Origin of the sequence: Streptomyces sp. NPDC001407, assembly GCF_042895325.1 — a bacterium.
GTDB lineage: Bacteria > Actinomycetota > Actinomycetes > Streptomycetales > Streptomycetaceae > Streptomyces.
The window spans coordinates 212,817-236,460 of record NZ_JBIAWF010000008.1; the positions used below are offsets into that span (position 1 = coordinate 212,817).

20 protein-coding genes and 1 tRNA gene are annotated in these 23,644 nt (G+C 73.6%); 9 read left to right on the top strand and 12 right to left on the bottom strand.

Features of this window, described 5'->3' with window-relative positions:
* The 3 genes from ACFY1P_RS14465 (at nucleotide 1) to ACFY1P_RS14475 (ending at nucleotide 3,973) form a co-directional block, all read left to right on the top strand.
* Nucleotides 1-1,281 carry a PP2C family serine/threonine-protein phosphatase gene (locus ACFY1P_RS14465; protein WP_361532953.1) on the top strand — a complete coding sequence of 427 codons (1,281 nt, stop codon included), beginning with the start codon at nucleotides 1-3 and terminating at the stop codon, nucleotides 1,279-1,281.
* Between the two features lie 105 nt (nucleotides 1,282-1,386).
* On the top strand, nucleotides 1,387-2,748 hold the full coding sequence (locus tag ACFY1P_RS14470) for a VWA domain-containing protein (protein WP_361532950.1): 1,362 nt from the start codon (nucleotides 1,387-1,389) through the stop codon (nucleotides 2,746-2,748).
* 214 nt (nucleotides 2,749-2,962) lie between these two features.
* The gene (locus ACFY1P_RS14475) at nucleotides 2,963-3,973 is read left to right on the top strand and encodes an FHA domain-containing protein (protein ID WP_361532947.1); all 1,011 of its coding nucleotides are present in this window, start codon (nucleotides 2,963-2,965) and stop codon (nucleotides 3,971-3,973) included.
* Here the strand turns inward: ACFY1P_RS14475 and ACFY1P_RS14480 are convergent.
* Nucleotides 3,954-4,934 carry a methyltransferase domain-containing protein gene (locus ACFY1P_RS14480; protein ID WP_361532944.1) on the bottom strand — a complete coding sequence of 327 codons (981 nt, stop codon included), beginning with the start codon at nucleotides 4,932-4,934 and terminating at the stop codon, nucleotides 3,954-3,956. The genes ACFY1P_RS14475 and ACFY1P_RS14480 overlap by 20 nt on opposite strands.
* A 141-nt stretch (nucleotides 4,935-5,075) precedes the next feature.
* On the opposite strand from ACFY1P_RS14480, the gene ACFY1P_RS14485 reads away from it, so the two are divergent.
* The gene (locus tag ACFY1P_RS14485) at nucleotides 5,076-5,480 is read left to right on the top strand and encodes a globin (RefSeq protein ID WP_361532941.1); all 405 of its coding nucleotides are present in this window, start codon (nucleotides 5,076-5,078) and stop codon (nucleotides 5,478-5,480) included.
* 22 nt (nucleotides 5,481-5,502) lie between these two features.
* On the opposite strand, the gene ACFY1P_RS14490 is transcribed toward ACFY1P_RS14485, so the two are convergent.
* The 7 genes from ACFY1P_RS14490 to ACFY1P_RS14520 form a co-directional block, all read right to left on the bottom strand.
* Nucleotides 5,503-6,276 (bottom strand): hypothetical protein, encoded by a 774-nt coding sequence (locus ACFY1P_RS14490; protein ID WP_390750769.1) that lies wholly within the window; start codon nucleotides 6,274-6,276, stop codon nucleotides 5,503-5,505.
* The gene (locus ACFY1P_RS14495; RefSeq protein WP_361526972.1) at nucleotides 6,273-6,728 is read right to left on the bottom strand and encodes a thioesterase family protein; all 456 of its coding nucleotides are present in this window, start codon (nucleotides 6,726-6,728) and stop codon (nucleotides 6,273-6,275) included. The genes ACFY1P_RS14490 and ACFY1P_RS14495 overlap by 4 nt, the downstream gene beginning before the upstream one ends.
* A 2-nt stretch (nucleotides 6,729-6,730) precedes the next feature.
* On the bottom strand, nucleotides 6,731-8,395 hold the full coding sequence (ettA, locus tag ACFY1P_RS14500; protein WP_361526974.1) for an energy-dependent translational throttle protein EttA: 1,665 nt from the start codon (nucleotides 8,393-8,395) through the stop codon (nucleotides 6,731-6,733).
* Nucleotides 8,396-8,914: 519 nt separating this feature from the next.
* Nucleotides 8,915-10,360, bottom strand: a complete 1,446-nt coding sequence (locus ACFY1P_RS14505; protein ID WP_361526976.1) for a Cys-Gln thioester bond-forming surface protein — start codon at nucleotides 10,358-10,360, stop codon at nucleotides 8,915-8,917.
* Nucleotides 10,361-10,581: 221 nt separating this feature from the next.
* Complete coding sequence (locus ACFY1P_RS14510) at nucleotides 10,582-11,127, bottom strand: single-stranded DNA-binding protein (protein ID WP_390750770.1); 546 nt, start codon at nucleotides 11,125-11,127, stop codon at nucleotides 10,582-10,584.
* 373 nt (nucleotides 11,128-11,500) lie between these two features.
* A complete protein-coding gene (locus tag ACFY1P_RS14515) occupies nucleotides 11,501-13,945 on the bottom strand; it encodes a GTPase (RefSeq protein WP_390750771.1) in 2,445 nt (814 codons plus the stop codon).
* Between the two features lie 11 nt (nucleotides 13,946-13,956).
* On the bottom strand, nucleotides 13,957-15,687 hold the full coding sequence (locus ACFY1P_RS14520; RefSeq protein ID WP_390750794.1) for a dynamin family protein: 1,731 nt from the start codon (nucleotides 15,685-15,687) through the stop codon (nucleotides 13,957-13,959).
* Between the two features lie 303 nt (nucleotides 15,688-15,990).
* Here ACFY1P_RS14520 and ACFY1P_RS14525 point away from each other — a divergent pair.
* From ACFY1P_RS14525 to dmpI, 4 genes are all read left to right on the top strand, one after another.
* Nucleotides 15,991-16,063 (top strand) — tRNA-Arg (locus tag ACFY1P_RS14525).
* Between the two features lie 208 nt (nucleotides 16,064-16,271).
* Entirely contained in the window at nucleotides 16,272-16,826 is a 555-nt protein-coding gene (locus ACFY1P_RS14530; protein WP_361526982.1) for an RNA polymerase sigma factor, read from the top strand.
* Nucleotides 16,823-17,860 carry a hypothetical protein gene (locus tag ACFY1P_RS14535; protein WP_390750772.1) on the top strand — a complete coding sequence of 346 codons (1,038 nt, stop codon included), beginning with the start codon at nucleotides 16,823-16,825 and terminating at the stop codon, nucleotides 17,858-17,860. Before ACFY1P_RS14530 ends, ACFY1P_RS14535 begins: the two co-directional genes overlap by 4 nt.
* Before the next feature lie 239 nt (nucleotides 17,861-18,099).
* Complete coding sequence (gene dmpI, locus ACFY1P_RS14540; protein WP_361526986.1) at nucleotides 18,100-18,282, top strand: 4-oxalocrotonate tautomerase DmpI; 183 nt, start codon at nucleotides 18,100-18,102, stop codon at nucleotides 18,280-18,282.
* A gap of 19 nt (nucleotides 18,283-18,301) precedes the next feature.
* Here dmpI and ACFY1P_RS14545 read toward each other — a convergent pair whose 3' ends face one another.
* A complete protein-coding gene (locus ACFY1P_RS14545; RefSeq protein WP_390750773.1) occupies nucleotides 18,302-19,501 on the bottom strand; it encodes a cytochrome P450 in 1,200 nt (399 codons plus the stop codon).
* Between the two features lie 251 nt (nucleotides 19,502-19,752).
* Between ACFY1P_RS14545 and ACFY1P_RS14550 the strand changes: the two genes are divergently transcribed.
* Nucleotides 19,753-20,781 (top strand): DUF1259 domain-containing protein, encoded by a 1,029-nt coding sequence (locus ACFY1P_RS14550; protein ID WP_390750774.1) that lies wholly within the window; start codon nucleotides 19,753-19,755, stop codon nucleotides 20,779-20,781.
* 49 nt (nucleotides 20,782-20,830) lie between these two features.
* Here ACFY1P_RS14550 and ACFY1P_RS14555 read toward each other — a convergent pair whose 3' ends face one another.
* The 3 genes from ACFY1P_RS14555 to ACFY1P_RS14565 are packed head-to-tail and all read right to left on the bottom strand — an operon-like array spanning nucleotide 20,831 to nucleotide 23,597.
* On the bottom strand, nucleotides 20,831-21,085 hold the full coding sequence (locus ACFY1P_RS14555) for an acyl carrier protein (RefSeq protein ID WP_361526992.1): 255 nt from the start codon (nucleotides 21,083-21,085) through the stop codon (nucleotides 20,831-20,833).
* Nucleotides 21,073-22,335 (bottom strand): ketosynthase chain-length factor, encoded by a 1,263-nt coding sequence (locus tag ACFY1P_RS14560; RefSeq protein WP_390750775.1) that lies wholly within the window; start codon nucleotides 22,333-22,335, stop codon nucleotides 21,073-21,075. The genes ACFY1P_RS14555 and ACFY1P_RS14560 overlap by 13 nt, the downstream gene beginning before the upstream one ends.
* Nucleotides 22,332-23,597: a beta-ketoacyl-[acyl-carrier-protein] synthase family protein gene (locus tag ACFY1P_RS14565; RefSeq protein WP_390750776.1), complete on the bottom strand. Its 1,266-nt coding sequence runs from the start codon at nucleotides 23,595-23,597 to the stop codon at nucleotides 22,332-22,334. The genes ACFY1P_RS14560 and ACFY1P_RS14565 overlap by 4 nt, the downstream gene beginning before the upstream one ends.
* Nucleotides 23,598-23,644: the final 47 nt, after the last annotated feature.

Sequence of the window (23,644 nt, forward strand, 5' to 3'; positions counted from 1 at the left end):
ATGTCGCAACTGCCGCGCCCCCCACAGCTGACGGTATGTCCCTCCTGCCACGAGCCGCTGGAACCGGCCGACAATTTCTGCGGCGGCTGCGGTGCCGATCTCTCGGCGCCGCCGCTGCCGTCGGCCGGGCCGCCCGCGGCTCCGCGCCCGGTGCCGGAGGGGCGCGCGGCCACGCGGGCGGCCGGCCGGACCGCCCCGGGGCCGCCGCCCGGCGGTGATGCCTCCGCGGCGCCCGGCACCGGCCCCGACCCGCGCGAGGAGCGCGCGTTCGGGGGCGTGCCCGCGCAGGCGGCGCACGGTGCCTTCGGGGCGCCGCCGGAGCCGGGCCACGCGCACCCCGGTGCGAACGGCACCGGCAGGGTCTGCGGGTCCTGCCGATCCGGCATGATCGACAAGGACGGGTACTGCGAACACTGCGGTCATGCACAGCCGCGCGAACGGGATCACATGGAGCACCAGTTGCCAGGCGTCGCGGCGGTCAGCGACCGCGGCCTGCGCCACCACCGGAACGAGGACGCGTACGCCGTGTCCACCGTGGCACTCGCGGACGGCGGCCCCGCCACCGTCGCCGTCGTCAGTGACGGCGTGTCGTCCGCCACCCGGCCCGACGAGGCGTCGGCGGCCGCGTGCGCGGCGGCGCGCGAGCGGCTCGTCGCGGCCCTGCCCGCGGGCACGGACCCCCGGCAGGCCACCCACGAGGCAATCGTGGAGGCCGCCGAGGCGGTCACCGCGCTCGCCTCGGCACCGGCCCCGGACGAGGCGCGCCGGCACGAGGGCTACCGCCAGGAGAACGCCCCCGCCTGCACCATCGTCAGCGCGGTCATCACCGGCGACCTCCTGACGGTCGGCTGGATCGGCGACAGCCGCGCCTACTGGGTGCCGGAGGACCGCGCCACCCAGCCCGCCCGGCTCACCGAGGACGACTCGTGGGCCGCCCAGATGGTCGCGGCGGGCCTGCTGACGGAGACCGAGGCGTACGCGGACGAGCGCGCGCACGCGATCACCGGCTGGCTGGGCGCCGACGCGTACGAGATCGAGCCGCACACCGCGTCGTTCCACCCGGACCGGGAGGGCGTCGTCATCGTGTGCACCGACGGGCTGTGGAACTACGCCGAATCCGCCGAGCACATGGCCGCGATCACCCCGCCCGACGCCCGTCAGCGGCCGCTGGAGTGCGCGCGGCGGCTGCTGGCCCACGCGCTCGACGGAGGGGGCCACGACAACGTAACAGTGGCGGTCCTGCCGTTCCCGCTGCCGCTCGAAGGGGCAGGATCGGCCTGACGCGCGCGTCCACGGGGGGATGCACGCCACGGTGCCGGAGCCGGTGCCGGGCGCGCGGCCGCCCCCGCCCACTTGTTGCTTGCCGAGTACCGAGGAGCGGATCAGATGGCCAACTTCTCCAAGCCGGGTGTGCCCCGGTTCACGGCCGAGGTGTATCAGAACACCCATCTGCCCGAGGGCGGCCGCGATGTGGACGCGGTCGTCACGGTCACCTCGACCGGCGGCGGCACGACGGGGGAGACGCCCATCCCGGCCCAGCTCTCCCCGGCGGGGCACGCGCCCAGGGCGCAGGCCCCGGACGCGGCCGTCGTCATCATGGTCGACTGCTCGGGCTCGATGGACTATCCGCCCACCAAGATGCGCAACGCCCGGGATGCCACCGCGGCCGCCATCGACACCCTGCGCGACGGCGTGGCCTTCGCCGTGGTGGCGGGCACGCACCAGGCGAAGGAGGCGTACCCCGGTGACGGCAGGCTCGCGGTGGCCGGCCGCGTCACCCGGCAGCAGGCCAAGGACGCGCTGCGCAAGCTCACTCCGGGCGGCGGGACCGCGATCGGCACCTGGCTGCGCCTGGCCGACCAGCTGCTGGACTCCTCCGGTGCCGCGATACGCCACGGCATCCTGCTGACCGACGGCCGCAACGAGCACGAGGAGCCGGAGGCGCTGCGGGCCACGCTGGACGTGTGCGCCGGCCGGTTCACCTGTGACGCGCGGGGCGTGGGGACGGACTGGGAGGTCAAGGAGGTCACCGGCATCGCCTCGGCGCTGCTGGGCACGGCCGACATCGTCGCCGATCCGGCCGGGCTGGAGGCGGACTTCACGCACATGATGCGGGACACCATGGGCAAGGGGGTCGCGGACGTGGCGCTGCGGCTGTGGACCCCGCAGGGCGCCGAGGTGCGGTTCGTCAAGCAGGTCGCGCCGTCGGTGGAGGACCTGACCGGCAGGCGCACGGAGACGGGACCGCGCACGGGCGACTATCCGACGGGCTCGTGGGGCGACGAGTCGCGCGACTACCACGTGGGCGTACGGGTGCCGAGTGCCGCGGTGGGCGAGGAGATGCTGGCCGCGCGGGTCTCGCTGGTGCTGCCGTCGCCGGACGGCTCCTCCCCGGAGGTGCTCGCGCAGGGGCTGGTCCGGGCCGTCTGGACGGACGACGTGGCGGCGTCGACGGCGATCAATCCCCAGGTGGCCCACTACACCGGCCAGGCCGAGCTGGCCGAGGTCATCCAACAGGGCCTGGACCTGCGGAAGTCGGGCGATGTCGACGGGGCCACGGCCAAGCTCGGCCGCGCCGTGCAGCTGGCGAACCGGTCCGGCAACGACGACACCGCGAAACTCCTTGCGAAAGTGGTGGACGTCGTGGACGCCGCGACGGGTACTGTGCGACTGAAGGCCAAGGTCACGGCCGAGGCCCGGATGACGCTCGAAACGCGCTCGACCAAGACCGTACGAGTGAAGAAGTAGCGAGGAACGGCGCGGGGGCGCGCGGCGGCCGTCAGGGCCTCGGCGGAGCCTCCCGGCGGCAGACCGGCCGGGGTTCCGCACCGGTCCCGGGCGGGCTCGCCCCGGTCCGGTGACGGCCCGGCGGTCACCGGTGCGCGGCCCGGTGAGACGATCCGGTGCGAGCGACCGGTGCACAGACCGGCGACGAAACGGCACACAAGGGGGATCAACCGACATGCCGACCTGCCCGAACGGCCACCAGTCGGCGGCCGACGACTGGTGCGAGGTGTGCGGCCACCGGATGTCGGCGGCCGCCCCCGCGGGTGCCGTGCCCCCGCCGCCACCGCCCTCCACGCCGCCCCTGTCCGGCCCGGGCGGTGGCTATTACGGGGACACGACCGTCCAGGCGGAGCTGTGCCCGCGGTGCCGTACGCCGCGTGAGGCGCAGGCGCCGTTCTGCGAGGAGTGCCGGCACAACTTCCTGACGCACACGGGGGGTTCGTTCGGCCCGCCGCCGGTGCCGCAGGCGCAGGACCTCCAGTCGACGCCACCACCGGCCCCGCAGCACACGCAGCCGCCGCAGTCGTACGAGTACTACGGTTCGCGTCCGTCCCGGATCAACCGCCCGGCCGAGCCGCTCACTCCGGAGACCCACCCGGCGACGCCGTCGTACGGCGACGACGGCGACTGGATGCTCCCGCCGCCGAACTCCGCGCCGGCACCGTCGTATCCGTACGCGGAGCACGCGTCCCCCTATCAGGAGCACGGGGCGTATCAGGAGCACGCGGCCGAGGGGGTGCCGCAGGGCGTGCCGCCGCAGGCGGGGCCACCCACCGCGCCCGCGGGCTGGACCGCGGTGGTGGCACCCGACCGCGACTACTTCCTGGCGATGATGAACCGCAGCGGTCCGGAGGCGGCCGGGCTGAACCTGCCCGCCTACTCCCCCGAGCTCCAGCTCCCGCTGAGCGGCCCGCAGGTGACGATCGGCCGCCGCCGGCACAGCACCGGGGAGTCCCCGGACATCGACCTGTCCCGGCCGCCGGAGGACCCGGGCGTCTCGCACCAGCACGCCATGCTGGTGCAGCAGCCGGACGGCAGCTGGGCGGTCGTCGACCAGGACTCCACCAACGGCACCACGATCAACGGCTCGGAGGAGCCGATCCAGCCGTACGTGCCGGTGCCGCTCCAGGACGGCGACCGGGTGCACGTCGGCGCCTGGACCACGATCACGCTCCACCGGGGCTGATCTCCCGGTCCAGGGGCCAGCGCCAGGGGCCGTCGGGGGTGTCCAGCCAGGCCCACTGGCGGTCCCCGGCCACGGTCAGGCCGTAGCGTTCGCGCGGCGGGCGGCCTTCGTCGTGCCACAGGGCGAGGGCGTCCGCCGGTGCCATCCGGCTGAGCGCCAGCAGGAACTGGAACTGATCGTTCCGAAGCAGGCGCCAGGGGACGCCGCTCCGGTCGGGCGGCGGTGGCACGGCCGCGCCGCGCAGCGGCACGAAGTAGGCGGGGGTGTGCAGGAAACGTCCCTCCGCGTGCGTCGCGTCCGTGACCCGCAGGGCGATCAGCCCGGTGGCGAGCGGGGCGAGGATCAGCGCGCCCGGCCTGCTCTGCGCGATCCAGGCGGGCGGCACGGCAGGCAGGGCGCAGGTGGCCATGGTCCGGTCGAAGGGGGCGCGCGAGGGGCAGCCGAGCGCCCCGTCGCCGGTGACGACCGTCGGGTGGAAACCGGCCTCCGCGAGGTGCGCGCGGGCGGCGTCCGTGATCTCGGGGTCGAGATCGACGGTCGTGACGGCGTCGTCCCCGAGCCGGTGCGCGAGCAGGGCGGCGTTGTAGCCGGTGCCCGCGCCGATCTCCAGGACGGCGTGCCCCTCCCGCGGATCCAGGGCCGCGAGCATCTTGGCCATCAGCGACGGCTGGCTGCTGGAGGAGATCAGCTCGCCGTCCCGGACGTACGTGGCCAGCGGCTCGTCCGCGTAGACCCCGGTCAGCCAGGCCTCGCGCGCCCCGGGGGCGGGGTCGGCCCGGGAGAGCCGCCGGTATCCGCCGGGCGCGCCCACGTAGTAGGACGGCACGAACAGCTCGCGCGGGACCTGCTCGAAGGCTGCCCGCCACCGGGGGTCGGCCAGCTCGCCGCGGGCTATCAGCTCCCGTACGAGCCCGGCGCGGAGACCGGCCGCGAGCTCTCGGTCGTAGGCGTCATCGGCCATGTGTCCAGGGTGCGCCGCCGACGGGCGGGGTGCGAAGGCGGCGGCCGGGGCGCGAAGGCGGCCCGGCGCGCGGGCGGCCCCGGAAAGGGCAATGGTCCTACTTCTCCGGTCGTCGGCCGTGTGGTCTGAGACCATGGAGGGGTGATTGAGATTCCGCGCGGCACACTGCAGGAGCAGACGTTCTACGAGCAGGTGGGCGGCGAGGAGACCTTCCGGCGCCTGGTCCACCGCTTCTACCAGGGCGTCGCGGAGGACCCGCTGCTGCGGCCGATGTACCCGGAGGAGGACCTCGGCCCGGCCGAGGAGCGCCTGGTCCTCTTCCTGATCCAGTACTGGGGCGGCCCCCGTACGTACAGCGACAACCGCGGCCACCCGCGGCTGCGGATGCGGCACGCGCCCTTCGCGGTGGACCGCGCCGCGCACGACGCGTGGCTGCGGCACATGCGGGTCGCCGTCGACGAGCTGGAGCTCTCCCCGGCGCACACCGACCAGCTGTGGAAGTACCTGACCTACGCCGCCGCCTCGATGGTCAACACCGAGGGCTGAGCGGCGCCGTTCACGGCGCCGCTCAGGCAGGCGTGACCGTCAGGCCCTGCAGGCCGCCCGTGCGCACGGCGACCGAGCCGTACGGGGTGCGCAGGCGCAGCCAGCCGCCCGCGGCGAAGAGCGCCAGCGGCTCGGGGCCGAGGGCGAGCGCGGCACCGGCCCGGCCCGCGGCGGGCCCGGCGGCCGCCGCTGTCCGTACGGGCCGCAGGAAGCCCAGCGACTGGGCGGCGTGCACCGCGCGCAGCGGCAGCGCCGTGTCGCCCAGGGTGCGGGACCAGATCTCCCGGCCGATGCGGTCCCTCTCGACGCGAGTGCGCCGCTGCTCGGGCAGGGCCTCGTCCCGGGTGCGGAACTCCGTGACGGCGGCCGCCACGGCACCCCGCACGGCCTCCACGTCTGGCAGGCCCTCGACGCGCTGCCAGCCGCTGCGCGGGGGCAGCACCCCGGCCCACGGCGGGCCCGTGACGGCCTCGGGCACGACCACGACCGGCCCGGCGCCGGGAGCCGCCTCCGCCGCGTCCAGGGCGTCGGCGAGCTGACCTGCGGAGACGGTGGTGTCCAGCACGGTGCGCTCCGCGCCCGGCGCGGGCTCGGCGAGCCGCGCGGTGCGGATGGCGAGGACCTCGAAGGACGGCGGGCGGCCGAAGACGCCCAGCACCCCGCCGCTCGCCTGGATCCGGACCGCGGCGGCCCGGTCGTAGTGGATCAGCCGGGCCAGGAAGGCGGCCAGGTCGGCCGCCTCCCCGGCATCGGCGAAGCACAGCCGCTGCCCATACGGAACGGATCGCTCCGTCATGCGGCGACGGCCCCCTTCACGGCGGGACGGCCTTCCGGCTCCCCGGCGTCGTCCCGGTACTCCTCCAGGAAGGCCCGCTCCTCGGCGGTGATCCGCCGCGGGCGGCCCGCCTGGAAGTCGAACGGCACGACGACGGTGGTGGCCTTCACGTACACCCGGTCCTCGTCCTTGACCTCATAGGCGACGGTCAGGGACGCCGCGCCCAGCTTCGTCACCCATGTCTCGATGGTCACCGGAGCATGCCGGTGCACCAGGGGACGCAGGTAGTCGATCTCGTGCCGGGCCACGACGGAGCCGCCCGTGAAGGACGCGCTCCCCTCCCCCGGCGCCAGCCGGAACATGAAGTCGATCCGCGCCTCTTCGAGGTAGCGGATGAAGACCGCGTTGTTCACATGGCCGAACGCGTCCATGTCCGACCAGCGCAGGGGGCACGAGTACACGTGACGGGCCACGGTCAGCCCCGGGTGAGCTTCTTGTAGGTGGCGCGGTGCGGACGAGCCGCGTCCGGGCCGAGGCGCTCGATCTTGTTCTTCTCGTACGACTCGAAGTTGCCCTCGAACCAGAACCACTTGGAGTCGCCCTCGTACGCCAGGATGTGCGTGGCGACCCGGTCCAGGAACCAGCGGTCGTGGGAGACGACCACAGCGGCGCCCGGGAAGTCGAGCAGGGCGTTCTCCAGCGAGGAGAGGGTCTCGACGTCGAGGTCGTTCGTCGGCTCGTCGAGGAGCAGCAGGTTGCCGCCCTGCTTGAGGGTCAGCGCCAGGTTCAGGCGGTTGCGCTCACCACCGGAGAGCACACCGGCCGGCTTCTGCTGGTCCGGGCCCTTGAAGCCGAACGCCGAGACGTAGGCGCGGGACGGCATCTCGACCTGGCCGACGTTGATGTAGTCCAGCTCGTCGGAGACGACGGCCCACAGCGTCTTCTTGGGGTCGATGTTGGCGCGGCTCTGGTCGACGTAGGAGATCTTGACGGTGTCGCCGACCTTGATCGAACCGGAGTCCGGCGTCTCCAGGCCCTGGATCATCTTGAACAGCGTGGTCTTGCCCGCGCCGTTCGGGCCGATGACGCCCACGATGCCGTTGCGCGGCAGCGTGAAGGACAGGTCGTCGATGAGGACCTTCTCGCCGAACGCCTTGGAGAGGTTGTTGACCTCGACCACGACGGAGCCCAGGCGCGGGCCCGGCGGGATCTGGATCTCCTCGAAGTCCAGCTTCCGCATCTTGTCGGCCTCGGCGGCCATCTCCTCGTAGCGAGCGAGACGGGCCTTGGACTTGGCCTGACGGCCCTTGGCGTTGGAGCGGACCCACTCCAGCTCTTCCTTGAGGCGCTTGGCGCGCTTCGCGTCCTTCTGGCCCTCGACCTTCAGACGCGCGGCCTTGTTCTCCAGGTAGGTGGAGTAGTTGCCCTCGTAGGGGAGGGCGCGGCCGCGGTCGAGCTCCAGGATCCACTCGGCGACGTTGTCGAGGAAGTAGCGGTCGTGGGTGATCGCCACGACGGTGCCGGCGTACTTGGCGAGGTGCTGCTCCAGCCAGTTCACCGACTCGGCGTCGAGGTGGTTGGTGGGCTCGTCGAGGAGCAGCAGGTCGGGGGCCTCGAGCAGCAGCTTGCAGAGGGCGACGCGGCGCTTCTCACCACCGGAGAGGTTGACGACCGGCCAGTCGCCGGGCGGGCAGCCCAGCGCGTCCATGGCCTGCTCCAGCTGGGCGTCGAGGTCCCAGGCGTTGGCGTGGTCCAGGTCCTCCTGGAGCTTGCCCATCTCCTCGAGCAGCGCGTCGGAGTAGTCCGTCGCCATCAGCTCGGCGATCTCGTTGAAGCGGTTGAGCTTCCCCTTGATCTCCGCGACGCCGTCCTCGACGTTCTCCAGGACGGTCTTGGACTCGTCCAGCTTCGGCTCCTGCATGAGGATGCCGACGCTGTAGCCCGGCGCCAGGAAGGCGTCGCCGTTGGACGGCTGCTCCAGACCCGCCATGATCTTGAGCACGGTGGACTTACCGGCACCGTTGGGGCCGACCACACCGATCTTCGCACCGGGCAGGAAGCTCAGCGTCACGTCATCGAGGATGACCTTGTCGCCGTGCGCCTTGCGCGTCTTGCGCATGGTGTAGATGTACTCAGCCAAGAGAAACCGTCCGGCAATCGAGAAGGGCCAATGTGCGGCTCCGCCGCGTGAGGGCAGATACACCCCATCATGCCGGACTGGTAGCCCCGGGCGGAAACGGGTTGGTCACAGCCGTGCGCTCCGCCGACAGGCCGGCACGCCGTCCGCGGGCACGTCGTGGCTGGTCGCGCGGTGCCCCACCCCTCTTCAGGGCGCCACCGGGAGACCACCAGCGTCCGAGGTGACTCGGACGGCGCCCCGCCCCCCTTCAGGGCGCCACCGGACTTCACCGAGCCCGCTCGGCAGCGGCTGCCCCGTCCCGTGGTGCGCGGTCAGGCGGCAGCCGTGTCCGGTCCCGTGGTGCGCGGGCGGGAGCGACCCGCCCGCACACCGTGGCCCCGGGGGCCCGGGGGCCCGGGGGCCCGGGGGCCCGGAGGCCCGGAGGCCCGGAGGCCCGGAGGCCCGGAGGCCCGGAGGCCCGGAGGCCCGGAGGCCCGGAGGCCCGGGGGCCCGGAGGCCCGGGGGCCCGGGGGCCCGGAGTCACTCCCCGGAGGCCGCCTTCTGCCGGCGCAGGAGGTAGACCGCTCCGCTGCCGACGACGATCAGGGCGATCGCCACGCCCGCGAACGTGGGGTCGGTGCGGCTGCCGCCCGTCTCGGCGAGATCACCCTCGGCGCCGTTGACCACGCCCTTCCCGGTGCCGCCCACCGAGGCCGGACGCATCCGGGACGCGCGCTCCGCCTTGGTGCCGGTGCCCGCCGCCGTGCCGCCGTCGGTGGCGACGGCCGCGCCGCTCTCCGCGGTCATGCAGTCCAATATCCCGGAGAACGTCCTGGTGAAGCCGTTGGGGCCGTTGATCGTGAAGCGGTACGCCTGGTCCTCGGCCACCTTCACGAAGGTCGTCTCCGACCGGCCCGCGGGGACGGAGTGTCTGGTCCCGTCGAGATCGAAGGCGAACGGGGCGTCGCCCTTGTTGTCCGCGGTGATGTCCACGCCGCCCTTGGCGCAGTTCTTCTTGGCGGACAGGGCCGGTATGGCGCCCTTCTCCGCCCAGGTCGCGGTGGCCGTGGCGGAGACGGTGCTCTCGCTGGAGCCGGCCAGGATCTGGCTCTGCGTGGTGGTGTGGTCGCCGATGAAGACCCGGCCGACCGGGGCCTTGGTGACGGCGGCGGCCTTCAGGGACAGCGCGCCGTCGCGGGCTCCGTGCCGCACGTCGAAGTAGAGCTCGCCCCCGTCGCCGGTGGAGGTGACCGGCTTGCCCTCCTTGTCGACGATCTTCACGCCCTTAGCTGCGGCGTCTCCGGCCGGGGTGACGGTGACGCTGCTCGCGCTGGTGCGGACGGTGACCGGGCCGAGCCGCCCGCCGGACTTGCCGGAGACCGCCGACGGGGTCAGCGCCAGGGACGCGGGGGGCTCCTCGGCGTCCTGTGCGTTCTTGTAGAGGTAGTCGGCGAGCTTCTCGGCCGCGCCGTCCTTGGCGTCGACCTGGACGCCGTCCGAGTAGCGCCAGATCGCGACCTGGGTGCCCGCGGCGGCCGTGTTCGCGTCGAGCGGGCCCGAGTCGGCGTCCTTGGCGAGCGCGGCGAGGTCGTTCACCTGCGGATAGGAGTGCTGGAGGATCCAGCGGATCCTGCCCGCGTTCTTGTTGCCGTGCAGGGGCGACTCGCCCCAGCCGACCTCTTTGTACTTCGCGCCGTCCACGGTGCTGGTGAGTATGTCGACGCAGTACGTCTGGAGCGAGCCACCGCCCTCGACCTTCATCTCGAACAGGCCCGCCTGCATGTCGCCGGTCTTCCGCCGGTCGTGGACCACGGCTCCCGATCCGGCCGTGATCCTGCCGAGGGTGGCGCTGACGCCGCCCGAATTGCGCGGCGCGTCCTCCGCGGCGGCGGGGCCCGCCACGACTATCGTGCCTACCGCAGCCAGACCCGACACCAAGGCCGCTGCGGCAAGGCGGGCAGCTCCCCGCCTCTTGACAGAAGTCATCGATTTCCTTCCGGGCGCGCGCAGAACCAGTCGATACGCCTCGCCAGCGAACTCAAAACTCAGAAGCCCCCGTTGCCACGTGCTGCGAACGTGATCTTAAGGAGCGGGCGCGACGGCTTCCCCGCCGAGGGCTCCGCCCAACCGATCCGAATCGGAATCGTTATCGGAGAAGGCCGCCTGACCTGGCATTATCGATAAATCGGCGGGATAAACCGCCCATTTCACAGGGGTGTTGCCCCGGCCGCGAGCTCGGCGGCTCCGACGGCTCCCACACCCATTGCCCCTGCTCCCACGGCTTCCGCCCCCGTCGGCGGACCGTTCGGAGCGGCCCCTCGCGTCCCCGGCGGAGCCATCGCCTCCGCTCTCGCTCCCGCCATCCGCACCGGTTCGACCGGCAGCGGTCTGGCCGGCGAGACCCTGCGGAAGGCCGAGGTGCCGCGGGTGAGGTCGTGGCCGATCGACATCGCGTCAATCTCCGCCGAGAGCCATCGCTTTCCGTCCCGCTCCTGATCCTGGATCCGCAACTTGCCCTGCACGATGAGTGGTTCGCCGACCGTGACCGAGGCCACCACATTCGCGGCCAGCGTGCGCCAGGCGCGCACGGTGTAGAAGCTCGTGTACGCGTCGACCCACTCGTCCCGGCCCCGGTCCCAGCGGCGCACCGTCGCCGCGAGCCGGAACCGCGAGACCGCCGCGCCGTTCGCCACCTCCCTGTAGTCCGGCTGCGTCGCGACATTCCCCACGACCGTCACCAATGTCTCGTTCATCCGAGCCGCCTCCCCCGCCGCGTTGGACCTGCAACGAGACCCATGCTGCCCTTGCTCGCGCGATCCCGCTGAGGGCTGTGGACAGCGAGCGTTTTGTGGATAAGTCCGTCACTCGTGGGGGGGGGAGAGAGACAGCGGAGCCGAGGCGTCAACGGAGCCGGCCAGCCGACGCGGTGGGCTCGTCGACCGGGCCCGACCCGGCCCCGCCGAGCCCGGCCCAGCCCAGCCCGAACCCCCGGCCAGCACCACGCCACCGCACCTGACGACCCAACAGCTGGCGGGCCCACAGGTATCGGCCCGCCCAGCCGCCCAAGACAGAAGCGAAAGCCAAGGCAAAGCGCGTGCGCCCAAGGAAAAAGCGGACGCGGGCGCCTTACGACCCGCCCGCCGCGATCACGAACTGGGCCCGTACCTCCCGGTATCGCAGCAGTTCCGCCGCCACCGGCTCCAGCACGCGCTCCCGGCCGCACCCCGCCGCCGCGCTCCGCAGGCGCCGCTCCGTCTCCAGCCCGTACCGCCGCGCCGGGCCCCGCGCCAGCATCCGGCAGCACCAGGTGAGGACCGGGCCACCCACGCCACCGCCCGTCAGCAGCAGCCCGGGAGCCCACCACTCGCCCCCGACCACCTCCGCCGCCAGTCCCATCAGCCATACGGCCCCGGCCAGTTGCAGCCCGAGGAGCGCGCCCTGCATCACCCCGGCCACCGCCCACCAGCCGGGGCGCGCCGGGCGTGCACCCCCGCGCGTGCGCCAGGTGCTCACGCGCCCGGAGCGCGTACGTGAACTGCCCGGTTCCCCGGAGCGCTTGCTCCCGGAACGCTTGGCGGGTCTGGCGGGCTTGGCGGGCCTTGCGGCAGCGGCCGCGAAACGTGGCAGAGGGAAGCGGGCGCGCTTACCGGCCGCGGTCCCGGACGTGGCCCGTCGACCGGCGCCGCCGGTCACGCCGACCGTCCCGCTCCGGTCGCCGGCGCCACCGCCGGCATCCGCCCTGCCCGTTCCCGCGAGTCCGGCGGACACCAGCTCGGTGGCCGTCAGTTCCTGGACCGGGAGCACGGGGGCCTGGACAAGCGCGCCGGCCTCCTCCGCGCCTCGCCGTCGGCCGCTCCCGTTCACCGGCGCGCTCGCCGTCGCCGCGCTCCGGGTCTCCGTGCAGGGCCCGCCGCCCTTGGCGTGGCGGCCGCCCACTCCCGTACGCGGCCCGCGTGTGCGCAGGCCCACCCCGGTCCGCCCGGTCCAGCGGTTCGCCATGGCCGCCGCCTCCGAGGCCGCCGCGTCGAGGGCGTCCGCCAGCCCCTCCGCGCCACGGCCCGCCGCCTCCCGTACCGCCTGGGCCCAGGGGTCGGGCAGCCCGGCGGACGCCTCGTACGCCAGGGCCCGTACCGCCTGTTCCACCAGGGGCCGGGAGACCGTGCGGCACGGCGAGGCCGCGAGCTGGGCGAGTGCGCCGAGGGCGTCGCCGGCCTTGGGGGGCGCGAGCGTGTCGAACACACTCCCGCTCACGCGCTCGCCCGCACGCCCGAGCGCGGTCCGCTGTGCGCTCCCCTTCATGCGCGCCACCTTCCGCGCCCCCCGCTTCCGCCCGAACCAGTGGTGGGCCAGCGTCCATGACGTGCCGCAGGCGCGATCCGCGTCGCGCAGCCACGCGCGCTCCGCCGCGAGGCCGGCGGCCTGGGCGCCCACCGCCTCCGCCAGCCGGTCCTCGAACTCCTGCCGGGCCGCCTCCGTCAGCCCTGGCCGCCCCTTGGCCACATAGGCGGGCCGCAGCCGCGCGGAGACGCCGTCCACGTCGGCGACCAGCCGCCGCTCGGCTACGTTCCGCCCGGCCGTGAACTGGGTGAGGGTCTCGCGCAGTTCGCCCACCCCCGCTCCCGTGAGCGCCGACAGGGCCAGCACGACGGCGCCCGGCTCGCCGTGTTCGCCCAGGGCCAGCCCGTCCTCGTCCAGCAGCCGCCGCAGGTCGTCCAGCACCTGGTCGGCGGCGTCCTCCGAGAGCCGGTCCACCTGGTTGAGCACCACGAAGGTGACCTCGGCGTAGCCCGCCAGCGGCCGCAGATAGCGCTCGTGCAGCACCGCGTCCGCGTACTTCTCCGGGTCCACCACCCAGATCACCGCGTCGACCAGCCGCAGCAGCCGGTCCACTTGCTCGCGGTGGCCGGTCGTCGCGGAGTCGTGGTCGGGCAGGTCCAGCAGGACGAGCCCGTGCATGCCCGGGTCGTACGGGCGGACCGGCTGCCGGCGGGCCCGCGCCGGGATGCCGAGCCGGTCCAGCAGTCCCTCCGCGCCGTCCGCCCGGTCCGTCCAGGCGCACGCGATCGGCACGGCCGTCGTCGGCCGGCGCACCCCGGCCTCCGAAAGCTGCGTCCGGGCGAGGGCGTTGAAGAGTGTCGACTTGCCGCTGCCCGTCGCCCCGGCGATCGCCACGACCGTCAGGTCCAGCGAGTGCCGCTGCCGGGCCGCCGCCTCCTCCAGCACCCGCCCCGCCTCCGCGAGCGTCCGCCGGTCCAGCCGCGCCCGCGACAGCCCCACGAGCTCGCGCAGCGCGTCCAGCCGGGGCCTCAGGACGGCGCCGATCGGGGGCGTGGGAGTGGGGTCGGGCGCGTACATGGGGCGCTCGGGAATGCGCGCACGCTCCGGCAGGGCGCCGTCCTTGAGGTCCACCGCGCGCTCGGCGCTCGGGCTCTCCGGGGCGGCGTACGGACGGGGTGCGCGCCCTGGGCGCGCGCGGCGCGCGATCAGGCCGTCGTCCCATGTGCCGCGCGCGGCCTCCGGGGCAGGCTTCTCGTGGCGTTCCTCACGACTGTCGGAACGACTGTCGGACATGGACACGGCGGTCACCTCTCCCTCTGGAGTACGGACAGCGCGGCGATGAGTTCGACCTGGTGGTCGGGGGTGATCTCGAGCGCTTCGAGCGGCGCGGTCCGGCGGTCGCGCTCTCCTTCGAGCACCCGCTCCAGGCAGTCGGCCAGCAGTTGCGCGCCTCGGTCGCGCAGCCGCAGCACGCCCTGTGGACCGAGTGTTCCGGCGAGGATCTCCCCCGCCGTGCGGGCCCGGCGGCCGCCCAGCAGCGATACGGCGAGCAGGGCGCCGGCCCGGTCCGGGTCGAGGCCCGTGCCGCGTTCGGCCGCGCGCACCGTCTCCTCCGCGACCTCCTCCAGGCAGCGGCGCCAGCGGCGTACGGCCACGCCGATCCGGCCGATCGCCCCGTCCGGGTCGCGCGGCGCGAGCACCGTGCCGGCCGCGGGGTCGCCCGCGCACGCCGCGGCGATCTCCTCGTCGGCGGCCGCGACGGCGCAGCTCAGCACCGCCGCCAGGGAGCTGGTGAGCGCGGTGAGCAGCTCGTCGGCGGTGCTGTCCTGCGGGTGCCCGCGCCAGTGGGTGAGCGCGTCACCGGCGAGCACCTCGCCCGCGGCGACCTCCTGCCGCACCCGTTCACCCGCCCGCCCGTACGCGTCCTCCACCCGCTGGAGCAGCCGTACGGCCGCGGCGTGCTGCATCGCCGCGGCCCCGGCGAGGCCGGGCAGCCGGGACCCGAGCGAGGCCAGCAGGCCCGCGACCGTGCGGGCGGACGCGACGGTGTGCGCCGCCGGGTCCTGCGCCCGCTGATCGAGCCAGGCGCGCAGCCCCGCGACGGCCGAGGCGGGCAGCAGCCCGTTCCCGCCGCCCGCGGACTCCGGGAGCTCGGGGATCGTGAACCGCGGCACGTCGCCGAGGCCGGCTGCCGCCAGCAGCGCGCCGTAGTGCCGGGACACCTCGGCGGCCACCTGGTGCGGCACCCGGTCCAGCACGGTGACGAGGGTGACGTCGTACTCCTTCGCCGTGCGCAGCAGGTGCCACGGCACCGCATCGGCGTACCTGGTCGCGGTGGTGACGAGTACCCAGATGTCGGCGGCGCAGATCAGCTCGGCGGCGAGGTCGCGGTTGCGGGCGACGAGCGAGTCGATGTCGGGGGCGTCCAGCAGGGCGAGGCCGAGCGGAAGGCTCCGGTCAGTCTCGATGCGGAGCGCGGGGAGCTCTTCGGGGTCGTCGCCCCGGCCGTCCTCCTCCCGGTCGGCCGGATCGCGCCCCTCCTGGGCGCGGGGCTTGCGCCCGGCGTGCGGCTCCAGCAGCTCGCGCGGGTCGAGGAGTTCGTGGGCGCCCATCAGCTCCCGCATCTGGCGCAGGTCGCAGGGGTCGTACGCGGTGATCTCCTGGGCCGGGACCCACATCCTGCGCAGCTCCGGCAGCACCCGCCGGCCCGCGAACCAGTGGTGGTCGTCCGGGTGGCAGACCAGCACTGGCGTGCGGGTCGTCGGCCGTAGGACCCCCGCCGCAGTGACCCGGCGGCCCACCAGGGAGTTGACGAGGGTGGACTTCCCCGCCCCGGTGGAACCCCCGACGACCGCCAGCAGCGGCGCTTCGGGGGCGCACAGGCGGGGCACCAGATAGTCATCGAGTTGCGCCAGGAGTTCGGCACGGTTTCGACGGGCGCGGGCGGCGCCGGGAAGGGGGAGCGGGAAGCGTGCGGCGTCGACACGGTCACGCAGTGCGGAGAGCGCGTCGAGCATCCGGGGCCGTACGTCCAAGGTCGCCACACGTGCAGAATGCCCAATTCTGGTGTGATTTTGAAGCGTATAGCCCACGGCGCGCGAGGCGTGGCGAATGGGACTCAGGCATAACGAGTACACAACACCCGCCGCCTGGGGCGTGAAAAACGGTGCAAGATTCGTACCTGCCTGCGATTATCAGGACCGCTTCACCAAACCTGCACATCGTGGCACGGAGGTGAAGCAACCGGGACGGGGCGAGCGGAGCCCTATCCTTGTCCCCGGCAAGGTCACGGCACCACCGAGCCTGGGGCTTCACCCGTCCGCGACCGCCGTACACCGGCCCCCGTAGCTCAGTGGATAGAGCAGGCGCCTTCTAAGCGCTTGGCCGCAGGTTCGAGTCCTGCCGGGGGCGCTCCGTTTGTGCCGCACGCCCCTCCCCCGCGGGAGGGGCGTTTTTGCTGGTCAGGGGGAGGCTAGCCCGGGGGCGGTAGCGCGGGCGTAAGCGCCGGGCCGCACTCGTTCGGTCATTCGCGCCCAGACCCGGGGCGCGAACGCTTTCGTGGGGTGGAGGCAAGAAGGGAGGGGGCTGCGGGAGGCGTGGCCCGTGGAAGGGGAGGTCCGTGGCAACGGACGAGGAACTGCTGGCGCGCTCGGGAACCGACGCGTCGGCCTTCGAACCGCTCGTGGAGCGCCATTCCAGGGCGCTGCACGGCTACTTCGCGCGCCGCGCGCCCGGTGCGGCGGACGATCTGCTGGCCGAGGCGTGGCTGCGGGCCTACGCCGGCCGCGGCACCTACGACGCCGCCCGCGGGCCGGTCCGGGCGTGGCTCTTCGGCGTGGCCCGCAATGTGCTGGCCGCGCACTGGCGCGGGCAGGACCGGCCCGCCGCCACGCTCGCCGACGAGACGAGCAGCGACCCGTGGCACGCCGTCGACCGGAGGCTGGACGCGGCGGCGGTCGCGCCGCTGATGCGCCGGACCCTGGCCGAGCTGCCGGCCGTGGAGCGGGAACTGCTGCTCCTGATCGCGTGGGAGCAGCTCAGCCCGACCGAGGCCGCGGCCGTCGTCGGCGTGCCTGCGGGTACCGCCAGGTCCCGGCTGCACCGGGCGCGCACGCGGCTGCGTGCGGCGCTCGGCCCCTCCGCCCCGCTTCCCCTGACAGGAGACCTCGCATGACCGGGCAGCAGGACATGAACGACAGGGACCTCCTCGACTTCCCCGGTGCCCGGCGGCTGAAGGCCGCGGGCAAGGTCGCGCCGCCCTCGGCGGACGCCGTCGCCGCGGCGCTGGCCGCGGTGCGGTCGGCGGCCGGGCAGGCGGAAGCGGAAGGGGACCGGCCGGCCGTCGAGCTCGCGTGGGAGCCGGTGGCCGCGGTCGTCCCGGTGCGGACGTGGCGGCGTCGCCTGCCCGTGCTCGCCTCGGCGGCGGCGGTCGTGGCGGTCGTGCTGGGTGTCGCGCTCCACCCGTGGTCGGACTCCGGGGACGAGCGCGGCAGCTCCCCGGCGGCGCAGCGGACGGCGGTGCAGGAGCGGACGGGGACGGCGCCGTACTGGAAAGTGCGCACCTTCCAGTGGAACCGGACGAGCGACAAGCAGCCGGACGGGTCGTACCAGACCGTCTGGCGGAGCCGGAGCGACACCCGCGGGCAGTCCGGTGACGGTCCGGTCCAGTTCTACTCCGTGGACATCGCGGGGACGGCCTACGAGATCTGCGGCAAGGCGGTCCGGTGGGACGAGCTCAAGACACTGCCGACCGGCCCGGAGGAGCTGCGGGCCCGGCTCGTCGGGCAGGCCACCGGTGAGGAGACCGAGGAGGGGCTCTTCAACGGCATCGAAGAACTGCTCGCCCAGTCACCCGCCGAAGCCCCGCTGCGGGCCGCGCTGTTCAAGGTCCTCACCGGCATCCCCGGGGCGCGGGTGACGGAGCGGGTCAAGGACAGCACCGGGCGCACCGGCACGGCCGTCGACATCGACGCCGGCACCTGGCACCGGCGGCTGATCGTCGACCCCGGGGCGTTCCACGTGCTGGAGGCCGTGAACACCGCGCGGGACGACGGCCTGAAGTGGGGGACGCAGAAGCTCCGGGCCGGGGATCTGCTCATGCGGACCACCTACCTCTCCGTCGGACCCGCCTGGGAGGCGCCGAAGCCGGATCCGCGGACCCTGGAACACCCCGCTCCGTCGGGGCCGTCCGCCCCGGAGAAGCCCTGAGCCGCCTCGGAGCAACCCTGAGCGCCGCCCCGGTGCCGCCTCTGTCGTGGCCGCCCCTGTCGTGTCGGTCGGAGGCGGCCCGAGCCCGGTGATCTCGCCGAGCCCGGTGATCTCGATTCGTGATCACTGCGAGCGGCAAGTGCCTCTTGGACGGGCGGGCGGCGGGCGGTGGACTGGGGTCATGCCGGTGAGCGGCCCGGACAGGCCGGGAAGCCGCCGGGGAGACGGGAGTTCAAGCCATGCCCATCGTCACCGTTCACCAGGGTCCGCGCAGCGTCGAGCTCAAGCGCGAGCTGGTCAAGCAGATCACCGACTCCTTCGTGGACACGTACGGGATCCCGGCCGAGACCGTGCAGGTCTGGATCCACGACGTGCCCACCGACAGCTGGGGTACGGCCGGGAAGCTCACCGCCGACCGGTGAGCGCCCGTCAGGGTCCGCCTCACCACCTCACCGGCAGTGACGTCGGATAGCGCCAGATCGAGGTCGTGTTCCATGGCACCTCTTCCTGGGGGACCGCGAGGGTCAGGGACGGGAAGCGGTGGAGGAGGGTGCCCAGGGCCACCTGGAGCTCCATGGCCGCCAGGGGGGCGCCGAGGCAGTGGTGGGAGCCCCAGCCGAAGGTCATGTGGGGCGGGGACTTGCGGTCCAGGTCCAGCTCGCCGGAGCGCTCGAACTTGCGCTCGTCGCGGTTGGCCGTCAGATACGAGACGTGCACCATGTCGCCGGCCTTGATCGTGACGCCGCTCAGCGTCACGTCCTCCATGGCGACGCGCGGGATGCCGACGCCCTTGCGGAAGGGGATGAACCGCAGCAGCTCCTCCATCACCTGCGGCAGCCGCTCGGGCTTGTCGCGCAGCACGGCCGCCACCTCGGGCCGGGTGAGCAGGGTGTAGGAGATATTGCCGATCTCGTACGACGTGGTGTCCTGGCCGGTGATGAGCAGGACCATGGCCATGACGGAGAGTTCCTCGTCGTTCAGGATCTCGTCGCCGTCGCGGGCGAGGGCCAGCGTGCTGATCAGGTCGTCACCGGGGTTCGCGCGCCGCTGGGCGGTCCAGGTGTCGAAATAGGCGCGGAGCTCGGCCTTGGCCTTGACGGCCGCTTCCCGGCCGCCCGCGCCGACGCCCATCATCGTCCAGGCGTTGCGCCGGAGTTGGGTGCGGTCGGCCTCGGGGATGTCGAGGACCTCGCAGATCGTGGTCATCGGCAGGGGGGAGGCCACGTGCTCGACGAGGTCGGCGGGCGGGCCGTGCCGCTCCATCCGGTCCAGCAGGTCGTCCACGACGTGCTGGGTGCGGACCCGCATGCGGTCCACATGGCGGGGCGCGAAGCCCTTGGCGATCAGGCTGCGCAGTCTGCTGCTGGCCGGCGGGTCCATCACATTGATCGCCTCGGCCTGGATGATCGGCTCGGGCGTCATCCGGGGATAGTCGCGGCCGACGACGGCGCTGCGGCTGAAGCGGCGGTCGGTGGTGACGGTGCGCACGTCCTCATAGCGGGTGACGAGCCACGCCTCGCCCTCCCCATAGGGCATGCGGATGCGGGCGACGGGCTCCTCCGTCAGCAGTTGCTCGAGCACGGGGTCGAATTCGAGGGCCTGGGCGAAGTCGAAAGGGCATGTGCGAACGTCGGGTTCCATCGCAGGTACTCCAGACGGGTGCTTGCGCCAGGTGCCCGGCCGTGAAGCGGACGGGCCGGTGAGGGCGTTCATGCCCATGGTCCCCCAGACGCATGTACCGAAGTACCCCAATTAGCCCGAACAGGTGATGGAGGTGCGGAACGCGCTGTCGGTCCGCGAGTGACCCCGTCGGCGGCCCCGTCACCCGTCCGCACCGGCGGTCACGACGGCTCCGCGCACTCGTGGTTCGATCTGATCACGGAGGTGCTCATATGGTCAGTGGAGACCCACAACTGGTCAGTGCGGACGCGCAGTCGCGTGTCCAGGCCCGGCGGACCGTGTCCAGGCGGTCGCTGCTGGCCGCGGGCGCGCTCGCGTCCGTACCGGCTCTGGCGGGCACGGCGTCCGCGGTCGCCGCCGGACCCGCGGACGGGGCGCGGGCCGGTCTCGTCACGCCCGTGCGGCCCATGCCCACGACCGCGGCGGACTGGCAGGACATCGCGGACGTACTGGGCCGTACCGGCAACATGGCGCGCGGCACGGTCTATCACACCGACTACCCGCGCCACGATCTGCACGTGGTCTCCCGGGGCGTCACCATCTCCTCGGGCCTCGCACTCGGCTCGCACGTGGCCTTCGTCAGATACGCCGACGGCAGCACGATGGTGATGGGCGACTTCGCCGTGGCCGAGGCGGAGCTCCAGCACGTGACCCGGGCCCTGCAACGCCACGGCCTGGAGCAGACCGCGATCCACAAGCACCTGCTCGCGCAGAGCCCCGACATGTGGTGGACCCATGTGCACGGCCACGGGGACGACCCCGTGGAGCTGGCCCGTGGCATCCGCGCGGCGATGGACCGCACCGGGACCCCGCCGCCCCGGCAGCACAAGCCGCCGAAGGCGACCGGACTGGACACCGAGGGCATCGACGCCGCGATGCGCGCCAAGGGGTCCCACTACGACGGGGTCTACAAGTGCGTCTTCGCCCGGCGCGAGACGATCACCGATGGCGGGCGCGTGCTGCCGCCGGGGCTCGGCGCGATCTCCGCCTTCAACTTCCAGTCCCTGGGCGGCGGCCGGGCCGCCGTCAACGGTGACTTCGTGATGGTGGCCGAAGAGGTCCAGAAGGTGCTGCGGACCCTGAGCCGCGGCGGGATCGAGATCGTCGAGCTGCACAACCACGGCCTGCGGGACGAACCCCGGCTGTTCTTCGCCCACGTGTGGGGCGTGGACGACGCCGTCCGCCTCGCGAAGTCCCTGCGGACGGCGGTGGACCACACCAACGTCACGACGTTCACCTGAAGCCCTGCCGCTCCGGGCGCCGGACAGCCGTCCGGCGCCCGGGCGCGTCTCAGGCCGTCCGCACCGCACCGTTGATCAGGTCGAGCAGGGCGCGCGGCGTCCCGGCGTCGGAGACGGCGTCGTCGGAGACGGAGATGCCCGCCTCGCGCTCGATGGCGGCGGCGCTCTCCATCAGGGCGAGCGAGTCGTAGCCGAGCTCCTCGAAGGGCACGTCGAGGATGTCGCCGCTCAGGTCGACGTCGTCGTTCTCGCCCGCGCAGGCGATGAGGACGCGCCGGAGATCGTCAAGGGTCAGCTGTGCCATGGGAGTTCCCCCTGGTTGTGATTGTCTGCCGCGGTCACCACGACAGCCGAGTTGAATCCGTGCCGGCCGCGCGCGAGGACGAGCGCGGACCGCAGTTCCGCCTCCCGAGGGCGGCCGACGACGAGGTCGAGGCCGTACTCCTCGGGTACGGAGCCGGTGTGCGCGGTGTGCGGGACGACCTGGTCGCGCAGGGCGAGCAGGGCGGTGGCCACGTCGGCGGCACCGCCGCCCGCGGCGAGCCGGCCCGTGAGGGACTTGGGCGCGGTGACGGGGACGCCGCGCGGGCCGAAGACCGCGCGGAGCGCCTCCGCCTCCACCCGGTCGGCGTCCGGCCGTCCGGCGCCGTCGGCGAGGACGACGTCGATGTCGGCGGCTTCCAGGCCCGCGTCGGACAGGGCGAGTTCGGCGGCGCGGCGCAGGCCGGAGGGGCGGTCGCTGCCGGGAGCCGGGTCGAAGGTGGCCGCGTAGCCGGCGATCTCGCCGTAGACGCGCGCGGCGCCGCGCTCCCGGGCGGAGGCGGCGTCCTCGGTGACGAGGATCGCGCCGCCCTCGCCGGGCACATGGCCGCCCGCCCGGGCGTCGAAGGGGAGATAGGCCCGCTCCGGGTCGGCCGAGGTGCTGACCAGGCCGCCCGCGAGCTGGGAGGCGAAGCCCCAGGGGTCGAGCGCGGAGTCGACGCCTCCGGTGAGCACGGCCCGGGTGCCGGCCCGTACGGTCCGCCGGGCGTGGCCGATCGCGTCGAGGCCGCCCGCCTGCTCGGTGACGAGGGCGGCGCTGGGGCCGCGCAGGCCGTTGCGGATGGAGATCTGGCCGGTGTTCACGGCGTAGAACCACGCGAACGACTCGTAGACGCTGACGAATTCCGGGCCCTTGCTCCAGAGCTTGTGGAACTCGCGGTGGGTGAAGTCGAAGCCGCCCTGCGCGGTGGAGGTCACGACGCCCACGTCGTAGTCGGCGAGCGGCGAGCCGGGGCCGAGGCCCGCGTCGGCGAGGGCCCAGTCGGCTGCGGCCAGGGCGTAGCGGGTGGAGACGTCGGTCTGCGGCAGCAGCCGGGACGGCAGGTGTTCCTTGGGCTCGAAGTCCCGGATCTGCCCGGCGAGGCGGGAGGGGTAGCGGGCGGCGTCGAAGCGGGTGATCGCGCCGATGCCGTTCTCGCCCGCGAGCAGGGCCTTCCAGAACTCCTCGCGGCCCAGGCCGTTGGGAGCGGCGACACCGATGCCGGTGACGACGGTACGGACGCGGGCACTCATGCCGCTACCTCCGGGCGGTGCAGGACCATCGCGCTCTGGAATCCGCCGAAGCCGCTGCCCACCGTCAGCACGGTGTCCACGCGCTGCTCGCGCGCGGTCAACGGCACGTAGTCCAGGTCGCATTCGGGGTCGGGAGTGTGCAGGTTCGCGGTGGGCGGGATCACGCCGTGCTCGATGGCCAGCAGCGACGCCGCGATCTCGACGGAGCCGATGGCACCGAGCGAGTGGCCCACCATGGACTTGATGGAGCTGACCGGCACGTCGTAGGCGTGCTGCCCGAGGCTGCGCTTGAAGGCGGCCGTCTCGTGCCGGTCGTTCTGCTTGGTGCCGGAACCGTGCGCGTTGACGTAGTCGACGGCGCTGCCGTCCAGGCGGGCCTCGCCGAGGGCGGCGCGGATGGCCTCGGCCATCTCGCGGCCGTCCTTCTTCAGGCCGGTCATGTGGTACGCGTTGCAGCGCGTCGCGTAGCCGCCCACCTCGGCGTAGATGTGGGCGCCCCGGGCCTTGGCGGCTTCGTACTCCTCCAGGACGAACATGGCGGAGCCCTCGGCGAGCACGAAGCCGTTGCGGCTGCCGTCGAAGGGGCGGGAAGCGTGCGCGGGGTCGTCGTTGCGCGAGGTCGTCGCCTTGATCGCGTCGAAGCAGGCCACGACGATCGGCGAGATCGGGGTGTCGGTGGCGCCGGCGAGGACCACGTCGGCGGAGCCCTCGCGGATCAGCGCGACGGCGTGGCCGACCGCGTCGAGGCCGGAGGTGCAGCCGTCGGAGACCATCGCGACCGGGCCCTCGGCGCCGGCCTCCCAGGCCACCTCGGCGGGCATGACGCCGGGCGAGAGGTAGTCGAACATGTACGGCGAGAGGTGAGCGGGGTCGACGAGCCAGTCCCGGCCGGAGTCGGACATCACCAGATACTCGTTCTCGAGGCTGGTGGCGGAGGCGACGGCGCTGCCCAGGGTGACGCCGATCCGGTGCGGGTCGAGGGCACCTGTCTCCAGGCCGCTGTCGGCCAGCGCCTCCCGGGTGCAGGCCACGGCGAACTGCGTGGCCCGGTCCATGCGGCGGATCTGCCGCGGGGTGAGGCCCTCGGCGCGCGGGTCGAAGTCGACCTCGCCCGCGACGCGGGAGCGGAACGGCGAGGCGTCGAAGAAGCTGATCTCCCGGGTGGCCGTACGGCCCTCGCTGAGGAGGCTCCAGAACTCCTTCGTCCCGGACCCGCCCGGTGCGCGGACCCCGATGCCGGTGATCACCACGCGCCGGGTCACGGGGTGGTTCCTGCGGTGCTGTGCATGGTGGAGAACTCCTAGGTGTG